This is a genomic window from Candidatus Edwardsbacteria bacterium (assembly GCA_031082425.1).
In the GTDB taxonomy this organism is placed as follows: Bacteria; Edwardsbacteria; AC1; order AC1; family EtOH8; genus UBA2226.
In genome coordinates, this window is sequence record JAVHLB010000012.1 from 20,624 (window position 1) to 35,543 (window position 14,920).

Annotated in this window: 11 protein-coding genes and 1 tRNA gene; 9 read left to right on the top strand and 3 right to left on the bottom strand. The window is 56.3% G+C overall.

Annotated elements, in window-relative coordinates:
* From RDU76_10695 to tnpA, 3 genes are all read right to left on the bottom strand, one after another.
* A complete protein-coding gene (locus RDU76_10695) occupies window positions 1-7,434 on the bottom strand; it encodes a PAS domain S-box protein (GenBank protein ID MDQ7799386.1) in 7,434 nt (2,477 codons plus the stop codon).
* Window positions 7,431-8,699 carry a phosphoribosylamine--glycine ligase gene (purD, locus tag RDU76_10700; protein MDQ7799387.1) on the bottom strand — a complete coding sequence of 423 codons (1,269 nt, stop codon included), beginning with the start codon at window positions 8,697-8,699 and terminating at the stop codon, window positions 7,431-7,433. Before purD ends, RDU76_10695 begins: the two co-directional genes overlap by 4 nt.
* 212 nt (window positions 8,700-8,911) lie before the next feature.
* Entirely contained in the window at window positions 8,912-9,550 is a 639-nt protein-coding gene (gene tnpA / locus RDU76_10705; GenBank protein ID MDQ7799388.1) for an IS200/IS605 family transposase, read from the bottom strand.
* A 196-nt stretch (window positions 9,551-9,746) separates the two neighbouring features.
* Here tnpA and ispE point away from each other — a divergent pair, with 196 nt between their 5' ends.
* The 9 genes from ispE to ssb all read left to right on the top strand — a co-directional run bounded on the left by ispE (window position 9,747) and on the right by ssb (window position 14,909).
* Complete coding sequence (ispE, locus tag RDU76_10710) at window positions 9,747-10,679, top strand: 4-(cytidine 5'-diphospho)-2-C-methyl-D-erythritol kinase (protein MDQ7799389.1); 933 nt, start codon at window positions 9,747-9,749, stop codon at window positions 10,677-10,679.
* Window positions 10,680-10,717: 38 nt separating this feature from the next.
* The gene (gene spoVG / locus RDU76_10715) at window positions 10,718-11,017 is read left to right on the top strand and encodes a septation regulator SpoVG (protein MDQ7799390.1); all 300 of its coding nucleotides are present in this window, start codon (window positions 10,718-10,720) and stop codon (window positions 11,015-11,017) included.
* A gap of 442 nt (window positions 11,018-11,459) precedes the next feature.
* Window positions 11,460-11,702, top strand: coding sequence for a GIY-YIG nuclease family protein (locus RDU76_10720; protein MDQ7799391.1), 243 nt, complete (start codon window positions 11,460-11,462; stop codon window positions 11,700-11,702).
* A gap of 4 nt (window positions 11,703-11,706) precedes the next feature.
* A tRNA-Gln gene (locus tag RDU76_10725) sits at window positions 11,707-11,781 on the top strand.
* Between the two features lie 31 nt (window positions 11,782-11,812).
* Window positions 11,813-12,751: a ribose-phosphate pyrophosphokinase gene (locus tag RDU76_10730; GenBank protein MDQ7799392.1), complete on the top strand. Its 939-nt coding sequence runs from the start codon at window positions 11,813-11,815 to the stop codon at window positions 12,749-12,751.
* A 59-nt stretch (window positions 12,752-12,810) separates the two neighbouring features.
* Window positions 12,811-13,467 carry a 50S ribosomal protein L25 gene (locus RDU76_10735; GenBank protein MDQ7799393.1) on the top strand — a complete coding sequence of 219 codons (657 nt, stop codon included), beginning with the start codon at window positions 12,811-12,813 and terminating at the stop codon, window positions 13,465-13,467.
* A gap of 16 nt (window positions 13,468-13,483) precedes the next feature.
* On the top strand, window positions 13,484-14,071 hold the full coding sequence (gene pth, locus RDU76_10740) for an aminoacyl-tRNA hydrolase (protein MDQ7799394.1): 588 nt from the start codon (window positions 13,484-13,486) through the stop codon (window positions 14,069-14,071).
* 11 nt (window positions 14,072-14,082) lie between these two features.
* On the top strand, window positions 14,083-14,439 hold the full coding sequence (rpsF, locus tag RDU76_10745) for a 30S ribosomal protein S6 (GenBank protein MDQ7799395.1): 357 nt from the start codon (window positions 14,083-14,085) through the stop codon (window positions 14,437-14,439).
* A 14-nt stretch (window positions 14,440-14,453) separates the two neighbouring features.
* Window positions 14,454-14,909, top strand: coding sequence for a single-stranded DNA-binding protein (ssb, locus tag RDU76_10750; GenBank protein MDQ7799396.1), 456 nt, complete (start codon window positions 14,454-14,456; stop codon window positions 14,907-14,909).
* Window positions 14,910-14,920 lie beyond the last annotated feature (11 nt).

Genomic DNA, 14,920 nt, shown 5'->3' on the forward strand with positions numbered 1-14,920 from the left:
TCACTCGCCCTCCTTGATGCCCGATTCCCGGCGGAACAGTTCGGTGAAGGCGTTGACTATCTTATGGTCGAACTGGGTGCCCGCGGCGTCCTGCAGCCGTTGCAGGGCCACTTGGAAGCTGAAAGCCTTGCGGTACGGGCGATCGGAGGTCATGGCCTCGAAGGCGTCGGCCACGGCTATGATCCTGGCCTCCAGGGGGATGTCGTCGCCCTTTATGCCGCGGGGATACCCCGAGCCGTCGTAATACTCGTGATGACAGTAGATGACCTCCCCGGTATGGCTCAGGGCGTCGATCTCCAGCACCAGCCGGCTGCCAATGACCGGATGCAGCTTGACCTCCTGGAACTCGGCGGTGGACAGCACATCCGGCTTGGCCAAAATGTCCTCCCTGATCCCCAGCTTGCCAATATCGTGAAGCAGCGAACTGTAATCGACCAGCCGGAGCTTGTCCTCGGACAATCCGATATGCCTGGCTATCTTCAGGGCATAATGCCTTACGTTCTCCGAATGCCCCTTGGTATAGGGGTCCTTGGCATCCATGGCGGCCACGAAGGCCTTCAGGGTATCGTAATAGCTTCTTTCCAGGTCGTTGTACAGCCGGATATTTTCGATGGCGATGGCCGCCTGATTGGCAAAAAGCTCCAGCAGGTGCACCGTTTCGATGCCGGGAATGTTGCCGTCCCAGGGCTCGTCCACCGACAGGTACCCTACGTTGACCCCCTTGATAACCAGGGGAACGATCAGCACGTCGTCCCGATGCCAGGTCCCGTTCGATTGGTAGTTTTGGCTTACGAACCGGGCGGCGAAATATTTATGGACCTCGGCATCGCTGTGGGGAATAAAATAGGAATTGCTTCTGCGGTATTTGTCCAGGAATATCTTGGCCTTGTGTTGGGCGTCATTGACCGGGGATTTTTCTATATTTTCCACCTCCTCCGCTCGCAGGCCGTATTGGGCGATATGGCTGCGGCACCCGTTGTCCTCCAGCACCATCACCGCCTTATGGAACAGCCGGCAGTCGGCTATGCCCTTGATGGTCAGGTCCAGTTTTTCCTGCAAAGTCTGGGCCCGGGCCACCGCCAGACCGACTTTGAACAGATGCTCCAGTTTATCTTTTTCGCTTTTCAGGGAAAGCTCGGCCTTCTTCCGGACGGTGATATCCTCCAGGGTCCCCTCGTAATAAAGGGGTCTGCCGCTTTCATCCTTTACCAGCCTGGCGTTCTCTCTCACCGTCCGAACCGTGCCGTCCTTGCTTCTCAGCTCGGCTTCAAATCCCATTACCTCGCCGTTCTGCTCGATCTGCCTGATAAACCTCTCCCTGGTCTTCTTGTCAAGATAGACGCTATTGTTGAGATCCAGTCCCTGGACATCCTCCGGGCTTTTATATCCCAGCATCCGGATAAGGGAGGGATTGGCAAAAAGAAGTTTGCCTTCGTTGGTGCTGCGGTAGATACCCTCGGAGATTCCCTCGAATATCTGGCGGTACTTTTCCTCCGAATCCTTCAGGGCGTTCTCCATGTTGATCCGGTCGGTAAGATCGCGGCACACCCCCATCACTTCATGGACCATCCCGCTCTCATCGTTCAGCGGCACCAGCCAGGTCTCCAGCCACATCATCCGGTCCCCCACCGGGGTGGGCAGTTCGTAGTGAGCCGCCCGGCCCTTTTCGAAGACCCCCAGCAGCTGCTCCTGCTGGACCTGGTTGATGTGCTGGGGGAAGAATTCGGCAAGGTTGCGGCCGATGGCCTGCTCCCCGGCCAGGCCCACCACCGACGCCGCCCGGTTGTTGGCGTACTTTATTCTGGCCCGGCGGTCTATCACGAACACCAGGTCCGGCGAGGAATCGGCCAGGATCTTGTATCTCTGCTCGTTCTGTTTTCCGGCAGATTCGGCCTCCTTCTGTTCGGTGATGTCCCTGATCATGGTGATCACCCTGATCACCCGGTCATTCTCCAAGATCGGCACCTTTCTGGTCTCGGTGAAAATGGATCTTCCGGCCACCTGATTTTTTTCCTGGGACACGAACACCTTCTGGGTGCGGAAAACCGTTTCGTATTCCTCCCTGACCTGCTGGGTCAGGAAGGGGCACACCTCGAAGACGTCCTTGTTTATGACCTCCGGGGTAAGCTTCAGGTCCCGGCACCACTGCATGAACAACCGGTTGGCTAAAATGATCCTCAGGTCGCGATCCACCACATGGATGGCATCCCCCAGCGAATCGATGGTGGTGCGGTACTGGTATTCGCTGGACCTCAGGGCTTCCTCGGCCCGGCTCTTCTCGGTGATATCCTCCACCGTGCCCTCGTAATACAAGGTATTGCCGGAGGGGTCCCTTACGGCATGGGCGTTCTCCCTGGAGACCATCAGGCTGCCGTCTTTGCGGCGCCATTCGCTTATCAAATTGCTTACCGTTCCGTCCTTTTCTATCTGATCCAGGAACTGCTGGCGTATCTTCATATCCGCATAACCCTCGTTGGCTATGTCCCGATGCATCAGCTCCTCTGCCGAGGAGTAGCCCAGCATCCGGACCAGGGCCGGATTGACCATCAGCACCTTCCCCTCCGGGGTGCTGCGGTAAATGCCCTCGGCCACTCCGTCGAAGATCTGGCGGTATTGGTTCTCCGAGTCCTTGAGTTTTTTCTCGGCCAGCTTGCGCCCAGTGATATCGCGACACAGCGTCAATATCACCGGGCCAGACCCTCTCTGCACAACCGTAGCATTGATCTCGATTGGGATGATGGTCCCGTCGCGATGCTGATAGTCTATCTCCAGCATCCGCACCGATCCCCCCCGGACGCAATTTTCAACTTCCTTCTGGTTACGCTGCAGGTCGTGGGGCGCAGTCCATTCCGTAACCGGCCGGCCTAGGATCTCATGGAGGGTGCTGAATCCGGCCATTCGCACATATTCCGCGTTGGCGTCTTGAACCCTGCCTGCGGCGTCTATGACCACAAACCCGGTATCGGTGGCCTCGATCAGGCCGCTGTACATCTCCTTGGTCTCCTGCAGGGCCTCCTCGGCCAGCTTGCGCTGGCTGATATCCTGATGGAAGCCTAAAAAGTATGATTGCTCCCCTACTCGAATGACGCTGCATGAAACCTGCAGGAAGAAGGGGTGGCCGTCCTTGTGGAAATGCTCCACCTCGAAGTGCAATGCCTCTCCGTCTATCATCCTCCGCAGGCGTTCCGGAGCCAGCTTCGCAGACCCTGGAGTGTCCAGGTCCTCCAGACGGATGTGCTCCATCTCCGCCCGGCTGCCGTAACCGTGCATTCGAGCGAATGAGTCGTTGACTATGAGCCGGGAGCCATCGATCGACATGAACATGATGCCGTCCGAGGCTTGATCGAAGAGGGCCCGGTAATTGGCCTCCGATTCTTTCAGTTTCTCCTGGGCCTGCTTGCTCTCGGTGATGTCGATCTCAATGCCGTCCCACAACAGGTGCTTATTGGGCAGCCGCCGGGGCGAGGATATGAAAAGAGACCACCGGACCATACCGGATGGCTTCCGCATGCGCACTTCGGCGCTTAAGGAGGACATCTGCTTCACGGCGGCCGCCTCGCGCTCGACAAGCATCTCCCTGTCCTCCTGGGCCACCTGCCCGTAAATGGCCTCGGCGTCTTCCATAACCTCCTGGGCAGTGACCCCGTGCAGGTGCTCAACCCCGGCACTGATGTAGGTGAAATTCCTTTGCTGTCCGTCCACCCCCGAATCTATCTGGTAGACCAAGCCGTTGGGGATATTGTCGCTCAGCGCCACCAGGCGGGTCTCGGTTTCCCGCAGCGCCTCCTCGGCCAGCTTGCTCTCGGTGATGTCCCGGACCGCGGTGATGACCCGGACCACTTTGCCGTTCTCTGATATGGGTATCTTCCTGGTCTCGGTGATTATCCGGTTTTTGTTGACGCTGTTCTCCTCGATGGTGACCATCACCTTGCCGCCCTGGAACACCTTTTGGTATTCCTTCAGCACTTTGTCCTTGGGCAGGTAGGGATAGATGTCAAAGATGTTCCGGCCCACCGCTTCGCTGGTCAGACCCATCCTTTTGTTCCAGTCCTTGAACGCCTGGTTGGTGAGCATTATCGACAGCTTGGCGTCCACCACATGGATGCTGTCCCCCAGGGAATCGATGGTGGAGCGGTACTGGTACTCCGAGGTGTGCAGGGCGTCCTCGGCTCTCTTGCGCTCGCTGATATCGCTGATGAACCCCTCCAGGGCCTGCAGGGATCCCTTGTCGTCATAGACCCCCTGGCCCTGCTCCCAGACCCATTTCTCGGTGCCGTCCCGGGCGATTATCCGGTAGATCAGCTGGTAGGCTTGCTTCTTCTGGACCGCGTTCTGGATCTCATCCCACACCATCTCCCGGTCCTGGGGATGTATCATCTGGGAAAAGGATACGGCCTTATTGGCGATGATCTCGTCCGGCTGGTAGCCGGTCAGCTCCCGGCAGCCCTGGTTGGTGATCTCCATGGGCCAGTCCTTGTCGTTCCGGCAGCGGTATACCATCCCCGGCAGGTTCCCCATCAGGGTCTCCAGCTTGCGCCGGCTCTCCTCCAGCTGCTCATGGGCCAAACGGTTTTCGGTGGCATCGTCGGCCACCGCCAGCAGGCCCCATTGGGTGGGATATACCGCTACCTTCAGGTAGCGGTTGTTGAATTTTCCCTCGACCTGCTGGGGCTGGCCGGTCTCCAGGCATTTCCGGTACGCCTGGTAGGACTTGGTGGCCTTGAAGCTGGGATACACCTCCAGAAGCTTCTGGCCCACCAGCTCCCGGATCTGCTTGCCGATGATGTCGAAATATCCTTTGTTGCAGTACAGCACCCTCATCTCCTGGTCCAGCGCCAGGATCGGGGAATGAATGCTGTCCAGCAGCAACCGGTGCTTCTCCTCGCTGTCCTTGAGGGCCGCCTCCATCCGTTTCCGCTCCCCCACGTCCCTGATGGTGCTGACGAAGAAGGCCGAATCGCTGCCGGCCTCCCGCACCAGGCTGATGGTGGCCTCGGCCAGTATCCGGGCGCCCTTCTTCCCGACCAGGATGAAGGACAGGTCCCGGAAGGAGCCGTTCTTCAGGATGTGCTTTTTGATCTCCGAGAACCTTTCCCGGCTGATGTTATCCACCATGGAGATGATGTTGGCCTGGCCCGGCTCCAGCGGCCCCGCCATCCCCAGCATCTTCAGGGCGGCCTGGTTGCAGTCCCGGATGTTGCCGTCCAGGTCGGATACGATCAGGGCGTCGGGGGAGGAATCGAAGATGCTTTTGACGATGTCCCGTTCGTCCACCAGGCGGTCCTCGACCTGCTTCAGGTCGGTGATGTCCACCAGATACCCGATGCCCTCGGAAGGCTGCCCCTTGTTCCCGAAGATTATCCTCATGCCGTCCCGGATCCAGCGGTAGCCTCCGTCCTTGTGGCGCAGCCGGTATTCGAATATGTGATGCCCCTGGCGCAGCAGTATCCTCTCGTCCGCCTTGAACTTTTTGATGTCATCGGGATGGATCCGCTCGGTCCAGAAGTGGTCCTCCTTCAGGAATTCCTCGGCCCCGTAGCCCAGCACGCTGCTGACGTTCTCGCTGACGTAGGTCACCTGAAAGTCCTTCTCGGGAATCACGCTGTAGATCACGGCCGGGCTGGCCGTCAGCAGGTGCTTCAGCCTTAGCTGGATCTTTTGCAGCTCGTCGCTGTATGCCTTACTGTCGCTGATATCGACCACCACCCCCCGGAATCCGTCAAACTTCCCGTTCTTTAAAATCGGGGTGGCATAGATGCTGGCGGAGAACCTCCGTCCGTCCTTGGTCAGGGCGGTGTATCCCTGTTCCTCGGCCTCGCCCCCCTGGGCCCGCCGGTTGAAGTTCTCCCGGGCCCTTTTCCGGTCCTCGGGGATGACCATCTGGAATATGTTCAGCCCCCGGTCCAGGTCGGCCCGGTGGTAGGCGAATTTTTCCAGGGCCACCAGGTTGCCGTAGGTCAAGTTCCCGGAGCGATCGGTCTCGAAGACCGCCTGGGGCAGAGAGTCGGCCAATTCCCGGTATTTCAGCTCGCTTTCCTTAAGGGTGGCCTGGGATAGTTTGAGCGCCAGCTCGCTGTTCTTCCTTTCGGTGATGTTGCGCGAATTTATGACCAGGCCGTTTACCGCTGGATTGTTTAACAGATTGATGCCGGTGGCGTCCAGGGTTTGCCAGGATCCGTTCTTGTGCCTGAACCTCAGCTCCAGCCTGATTGATTTCCCGGGAGCCAGCAGCTCCTGGTTGAACCTCACTATCAACCCCGGGACATCCTCGGGATGGATGAAATCGAACACATTTTTTCCCACCAGCTCCTCGGGCTGGTAGCCCAGTTCCTGGGCGGCCGAAAGACTTTTGAATTTGATGATGCCTTCGGCGTCCAGAATGGTGATGATCTCGGAGGTGTTGTCTATGATAGCCTTGAAATAATCCTGGGTGAATTTGATATCCTCCTCGGTCCTGACCCTAGCCAGGGCCATGGCCGACTGGTTGATGAAATTCTCCATCAGGTCCTGGCTCAGTTCATCGTCCCTCCCCAGTTGGCAGATGATCACGGCCCCCAGGATATGCTGCCCGCAGTAAAGCCCCATCCCGTAGACCTGGGCGATCCCCAGGCCCGAGATCAGGGCATTTATCAGCTTGGCGGTGAACCCGCCGAAGGAGGCCTCGGACAGCCCGCCCTTAAGCGTTTGCAGCCGCCCCATCCGGAAATTCTTGATGATCCTGGGCGGGATGTCACTGAATTTCAGCCGGCCGGCCTTTTTTCCCAAAAGCTCATTGATCTTTTTAAGGCTGGCCAAGGATCCCCCCAGCTCCCTGACGGTCAGGCTGGAATCACTGCTGTCGAATGAGCTGACCGCGGTGACCGCATTGCCGGCCAGTTTGCTGATGCCCTGGCTGATCAGCTTGAATATCTGCCCCTCGTCCGTGGTCTTGGCCAGCTGCATGGCGATCTCCGAAATGGCGCCCTTGTCTTTCAACAGCCTGGTCTCCCGTTCCAATATCCTCATGTTTTCGGTAATATCCCGGCTGACCTCCACCACCGATACTACCTTGCCCTTGTCATCCTTGATGGGGTGGCTGCTTACCTGCCATACCCGGCCGTCCTTCGAGACCATCTCCTTTGACTGGATGGTGCCTGACTTGCGGGCCAGCACCGTGGGGCAATCCCGGCAGTCGGAGGAGGTCCTGCCCCAGAGTCTATAGCATTGCTGGCCTATGATATCATCGGCTTTCCTGCCCAGAGAGGCAACCGCTGCCTGGTTGGCCCAGGTAACCCTGTTGTGCATATCAAGCTGAATGATATTATCCGAGATATTGTTCAGCACCACATCGGAACAGGGGACAACGGCCGCGGCAACGGCCGTTTTCTTTTTCGACTGGCCCTTGGCAGAGCTTGTCGCTTTGGGTCTTTTTGCCTTGGGGTCTTTTTTCTTCATGACAGGCCCTTTCGACCGATATCCTTGCGGAAATGCATATCCTTGAAATGTATTTTCGACAATGCGCTGTATCCTTTTTCTAAAGATTCTTTCAGGGCTTTCGCCACGGCGGTCAGACCCAGCACCCGGCCGCCGGAGGTAACTATGTTACCGTTCCCCCTTTTGGTCCCGGCCTGAAATATCACGATGCCATCCTCAGCCCCGGCCTGATCCAGGCCGCTGACTTCAAACCCTTTTTGATAACTGCCGGGATACCCGCCCGAGGCGGCCACGATGCAGCAGGCGGAATCATTGCTCCATTTGATATCCAATTCGGGCAGCCGCCCGTCGATGCAGGCTTTTATTATCTCCAGCAGATCCGTCTCCAGCAGCCGCATATAGCTCTGGGTCTCGGGATCTCCGAACCGGGCGTTGAACTCCAGGACCTTGAAACCCTCTTTGGTATATATCAGCCCCGGGTACAGACAGCCGGTGAAAGGGTTGCCGTCGTCGGCCAGGGCTTTGATGATGGGATCGACGATGCTGGTTTGAATATTGCCTATCATCTCTGCGCTGACCCACGGCACCGGGGCATAGGTCCCCATCCCGCCGGTGTTCGGCCCCTGGTCGCCGTCATAGGCCGCCTTGTGATCCTGGGCGGCGGGGAACGATTTGGCGGTATGACCGTCACAGAAGGCATGGATGGAGACCTCCTGCCCCTGCAAAAATTCCTCGATGATCACTTTCCTGCCGGCTTTGCCGAAACTATCATCCACCATCATGGATTTGATCGCCTGCCCGGCCTGGTCGGAGGAATGGCAGATAATCACGCCCTTGCCCAGGGCCAGTCCGTCGGCCTTTATCACCAACGGGTATTTCTGCGAAGCAAGATATTCCAGTGCTTTCTGATGGTCGTCGAACTCGGCATATTTCGCCGTGGGAATGCCGGCCTGGGCCATCAGCCGCTTGGCATAGCTCTTGGAGGATTCTATCCGGGCGGCCTTTTGGGTCGGCCCGAATATTTTCAGCCCGGCCTTTTGGAAGAGGTCCACCACCCCGGCGGCCAGGCAATCGTCCGGCCCCACAATGGTGAAATCCACCTGCTGTTTCAGGGCAAAATCCCTTAAGGCTTCCAGCTTGTCAGCTGTAATGTCCACACATTCGGCGATCTGGGCCATGCCGGGATTGCCCGGGGCGCAGTATATTTTCTTTATTTTGGGGCTTTGTGCCAGCTTCCAGGCCAAGGCATGCTCCCGCCCCCCGGAGCCGATGATAAAAATTTTCATAACATTTTATGATATCACGAATTAACTGGCAATGTCAAACAAAAAAGTCATCGAAAAGCCAATAAGAAAAGCCCTGGCAAAATACCAGGGCCCGTCAAGAGTATTTTTACTCTAATAATATGAATCCTGACCACGCCCATTGCCCCATCTAACACTTGCCACGACCTGAAGGTCGTGGCAAGTGTTAGATGGGGATGCGGCTTCAGCCAAAATCATTTCACCTCAAACCCATACGCCTTTATAAACTCCTCATATTCTTCCGAAAACAGTGTTTTCCTATGATGCTCCTCCTGGTTGGCAATATACATTCTCACCTTTTCCACCCCCGACTGGCTGACCGACAGGGCGATATACTCATCCTGCCATTCAAATTTATGTTTCAACAAACCTTGTTTGTTTACCCAAAACGAAGATTCACCTTTTATCAGCATTACCGTTTTGGCAATGGTCTGCTCCGTGCCGAGCGAGACAAGAATGTGAATATGGTCCTTTACGCAGTTTATAGCGTCTATGTAAATGCCCTTTTGCCTGCTGTTTTCCTTGATGTGCTGAAGCAACAGGGGCCTTATTTCGGCTGTAATTATCGGCTGCCGGTTCTTGGTGGACCAGATCAGATGTATCATTACCTTGGTGTAGGGCATGTCCCCTCTCTTGCTCCTGCGGTTCAGGCTGGTTTCGGCTAAAGCCGGTGTAATTCCTTTTCCATTGCCACGATCTGAAGATCGTGGCAATTCATCATATTTTGCCCAATAAAAGTCCCTTGTTTTCCCTTTTTGCCCCAAGCTATTTGTTAGTTGCCACGCGTTTACGCCTATAAGCCCTGTGTTTCCCCAAATTGCCGTGGCCTTCATTTGCCACGACCTTTAGGTCGTGGCCCCTTTCCCCCAAAAATATATTCGGCTTTAGCCGAAATTCCATCTCCTTCTGTCTGCCCGTTTATTTGTGCAATTGTAATTATCCCGCCTGTTTTTGTCAAGACAAATAAACGCATCGGACATTTAACATTTTCGTTGAGTTTCCCCGGCTCCTTATGCTACAATCAGGGCTATGCGAAAACTGAAGATCAAGGCCTACGCCAAACTCAACCTGACCCTCAAGATCCTGGGGCTTCGCCCCGACGGATATCACGATATCGATTCCGTCTTCCACTGCATATCACTGCATGACGAATTGGCCCTATCCCCCCGAAAGGACGGCAGGATAATCCTCAAATGCAATGACCCCAAACTGCCGACCGATGGTTCCAATCTGGCCTACCGGGCAGCCCTGACACTCAGGACCCTGGCGCTAAAAAAGCACCCTGATAAAAGGGCCCTCGGCGCAACCATCTCACTTAAAAAGAACATTCCGATAGGAGCCGGCCTGGGCGGCGGGTCGTCGGATGCCGCCGCGGTCCTGCTGGGGCTTAAAGAACTGTGGGGGCTGAAAGATCTGGCCCCGTCCCGCCTGAAGAGAGCGGCTGCATCCCTGGGATCGGATGTCCCCTTCTTTTTGAGGGGAGGCACCGCCCATGTCACCGGAAGAGGCGAAAAGGTCAGGGTCCGGAAATGCTCCCAGGAATACCATTTCGTTTTAGTATATCCGGGATTTCCGGTATCCACCGCCTGGGCTTATAAAAATCACAAAATCACAAAAAACAGGTTGACAAAAGAACCTAAATTTAGTAAAATGTTTCTGGAGTCATGCGGAATGGGAAAACCCGCCGTTGACATCTTCGGTTATTTGAGCAACGATCTGGAACCGGCTGTTATCCCATATCATCCGCGGATCTCCAGGGTAAAAGCCGATCTGCTGAAAGCCGGAGCTTTAGGCAGCCTGATGTCTGGCAGCGGCTCTTCTGTTTTCGGCCTCTTTTCCGATGCCGTTTCGGCCGAGAAAGCTTATAGTAAAATTTCAAAGATCTGGCCCGGCAGTTTCCTGGCCCACAGCCTATCCTCGGGAAAACAACTCGATAGATTTATACCGAACCAATCCAAATAACTCAACTACTAACATCGGCTACGGAAGGTAAAACATCTATGCAGATCACCGAGATCAGGGTATCGCTGCGCCAGGGCGGCAACGACAAGCTGTTGGCTTTTGCCAACGTGACTTTCGACAACGCCTTTGCAGTGAGGGGCATCAAGATCATCCAGGGGAACAACGGGCCGTTCATCGCCATGCCCAGCCGCAAGATGGCCGACGGAACCTACAAGGATGTGGCCCACCCCATCAACGCCGAGACCCGGCAGATGTTGGAAAAGGCCATCCTCGACGAGTATCACAAGACCCTCAAAGAAGCTCCGGCCGCCGCCAGGGAGGAAGTTCCGGTAGACTAAATTCGTTGATCTTTGGATTGAAATAAATTTCCGGACCGGGAAACCGACGGTTGACAGTAGGTCGTCGCGTTCCCTGCTGTTATGCAGGAAACATCTCCATGCGGCTTACTTAATAGCTTGACTATTTCAAGCAGCCTGTTGTCAGCTTTTTTATTGCCCCCGGCATGGTTTAACCGCAAAGGCACCAAGAGAAATTGATCCCTTGGGCGGCAAGTCCGACAGCGGCTTAACCCCGGCAAAATATTCAAAACCGGCCAGGGCCGGGAGTTCTTGGATAAAGTAATAAAATAAAACTATTCGGGGGTCGTCCAATTGGCAGGACACCAGCCTTTGGAGCTGAGAACCAGGGTTCTCCGCCGGCTGGGATGATAATAGTAAAGCGGCGGCGGATCTGCCGTCGCTCTGCGGCAAAGCTTGTCTGCCGGCAGAGAGTCCCTAAAAAATGCCATATTTTGCTTATATTTTAAAAAGCGTCTCTTTGGGCACTAGATATATCGGGTCTACCGCCGATATTGATAAGAGATTGACGGAGCATAATGACGGAAAGTGCCCTTACACTAGGAATAGGCGGCCGTGGGTTTTGGTTTACAGCGAAGAATTTGCGTCCTTGGCTGGTGCCAGGAAACGCGAAAGATTTCTCAAAACTGGCCAGGGCAGGGAATTCTTGGATAAAATAATCAAATGATCATTCGGGGGTCGTCCAATTGGCAGGACACCAGCCTTTGGAGCTGAGAACCAGGGTTCGAGTCCCTGCCCCTGAGCCATAATTAAGATACATTTAGCGAGGATCGAAAAGTGAACGGTGCTTTGAAAGTATTCTCCGGGACCGCCAACCCCGACCTGTCGGTGGATATCGGCCGGGAACTGGGCCAGGCCCTGGGCGAATGCACCATCGGAAGGTTCTCGGACGGTGAGATCAGGGTTCAGATCAACGAGAATGTCCGGGGCGCCGATGTGTTCATCCTCCAGCCCACCTTCATGCCATCCGACAACCTGATGGAACTGCTGATCCTGATGGATGCCGCCCGCCGGGCCTCGGCCAAGCGGATCACCGCCGTCATCCCCTATTTCGGCTATGCCCGGCAGGAACGCAAGGACATGCCCCGGGTGCCCATCTCGGCCAAACTGGTGGCAAATTTGATAACCGTGGCCGGAGCCCACCGGGTTCTGAGCATGGACATGCACACCGAGGCCATTCAGGGGTTCTTCGATATCCCGGTGGACCACCTCTATGCCTCGCCGGTACTGATCAAACATTTTCAGCAGCTGGGGGTCCAGGATTTCGTGGTGGTGTCCCCCGATACCGGCGGCGTCAACCGGGCCAGGGCCTTTGCCAAGCGGCTGGGAGACCTTCCTCTGGCCTTCATCGACAAGCGTCGGCCGGGGCCCAACAAGATCGAGGTGCTGAATATCATCGGCGAGGTGGCCGACAAGAACTGTCTGATCGTAGATGATGTCATGGACACCGCCCGCACCATCTGCGAAGTGGCCGGCATATTGAAGCAGAACGGGGCAAAGTCCATCTACGCCACCGCCACCCACGGGGTGCTGTCCGGCCAGGCCATAGCCTCCATCTCCGATTCCCCCATCACCGAAGTGGTGCTGACCAACACCATCCCCCTGCCGCCGGAGAAGCGGATAGCCAAGATCAAGGTGCTTTCCATATCCAAGCTCCTGGCCGATGCCATCAAGCGGATCCACAACGAAGAGTCCGTCAGCAGCCTTTTCAACTGATCTGAGAAAAACGAACTTAATAAACTGCCAAACCATTAATATTAGGAAGAAAATCAACCATGCATGAAGTCACTTTAATTGCTCACCGCAGGGAGGAGCAGGGAAAACAGAGGGCCAAGGCCTTAAGGAAGAACGGCAAGATACCGGCCGTGGTCTACGGCCAGGGCAAGCCGGCCATTCCCCTGATGTTCGAGGCCAAGGACCTTCTGCCGCTGTTCAAGTACGCCTCCAGCGAGAACGTCATCATCACCCTCAAGCTGGCCGAAGAAAAAGGGGAGATCAAGGCCATCATCAAGGAGGCCCAGACCGAGCCCATCCACAATGTGCTGCTGCATCTGGACCTGCAGGAGATCCAGCTAAAGGAGAAGATCCGGGTAAAGATACCCCTGGCCCTGACCGGGGTCCCTGACGGCGTCAAGAACGGCGGGGGGATACTGGAGCATATTCTGGACCTGGTGGAGATCTCCTGCCTCCCCACCGATATCCCCGATCAGATAACCCTCGACGTGCAGCACCTCAAGGTTGGGCAGTCCCTTCATGTCAGCGACATCAAGCTGGAGAACGGCGAAGTGGTCTCCGATCCGTCCAAGGTCATCACCACGGTCATCGCCCCGCTGGTGGAAGCTGCAGTGGCCGAGACCCCAGCCACCGCCGAAACAGCCAAGGAACCCGAGGTGATCGTCAAGGGCAAGAAGGACGAGGAAGCGGCAGAATAGCCGGCTGGCCGCATAAATGCCTAACAGATATCCCGACAGCAACACCTGGTGCATAGCCGGTCTGGGAAACCCGGGCCGGGAATACGGCAGCACCCGTCATAACCTGGGATTCTCGGTGCTTAATCATCTGGCCAGCCAGAACGGCATCTCCTGGCGTTATAAAGATAAATTCAGCTACGGCATCAGCCGGACCCACCGGTTCTTTTTATTGCGCCCCCTGACCTATATGAATTTAAGCGGGCAGGCGGTCAAACAGGTTATGAAGGAACGCCATTTCGGCACCGATCGGCTGCTGGTGGTCTGCGATGACATCAATCTGCCTTTGGGGCAGCTGCGCTTAAGGCTGGCCGGATCACACGGCGGGCAGAAAGGCCTAAAATCGATCATCGACAGCCTCAAGACCGATAATTTCGCCCGGCTGCGACTGGGGGTGGGTCCCCTGCCATCCTCCTGCGATGCCAGCGACTTCGTGCTGGGCAAATTCACCGCCCCGGAATACCCGGTGGCCAAAGAGATGACCGCCAGAGCGGCCGACTCGATAATAAAAGTAATTAACCTAGGCCTGGAAACGGCCATGAATTCCATCAATCAGAAAACCATTTAGGGAGCAACACCTTGAACGCATACGAAACAGTGATCATTTTTGATCCGGCCACCGACGATGCCGGACTGGAGACCGAGATCCAGAAGGTCTCCGAACTCATCAAGGAACAGGGCGGAGAGACCGTCAACGTGGAGCGTTGGGGCCGCCGGAAGATGGCCTATCCCCTTAACAAACGACATGACGGCAACTATTTGTGCATCCAGTTCAACGCCCCGGCCGGCGCCCCCAAGGCTCTGGACCGGATATGCCGACTGAACGAGAACGTGGTGCGGCATCTGATAATCAAGGGGCATATCGCCACCACCACCCCGGTGCCCGTCGAAGCCGTCCCGGTTGAAAGCAAAGCCCCGGCCAAAGACAGCGAATAATTTAGGAGGGTAAAATGCCTGACCTCAAACTTGCCGAATTAAACCGGGTTTTTATCATCGGCCGGCTGACCAAGGATCCGGAGGTCCGCCAAACCTCCAACGGCACCCCGGTCACCAATTTCACCATCGCCATCAACCGCAAATACAAAAGCCTCTCCGGGGAACTCAAGGAGGACACTACCTTTGTGGGCATAGTGGCCTGGCAAAAGCTGGCCGAGCTGTGCAAGCAGTTTTTGGCCAAAGGCCGGGCGGTGCTGGTAGAGGGCAAGATGCAGAACCGTTCCTGGGAGACCGAGGACGGCCAAAAACGCAGCACTTTGGAGATCAGGGCCGACCGGATAGAATTTTTGGACCGCGAGCCCCGGGCCGCCGGAAGCTCCGCCCCCTCGCCGGACGGCGGCAGTCCCGAGGGACAGCCCACCGGACCGGAGACCTCCCCGGACAAAAGCGACGACGATCTCCCCTTTTGATTTAAGAGGAA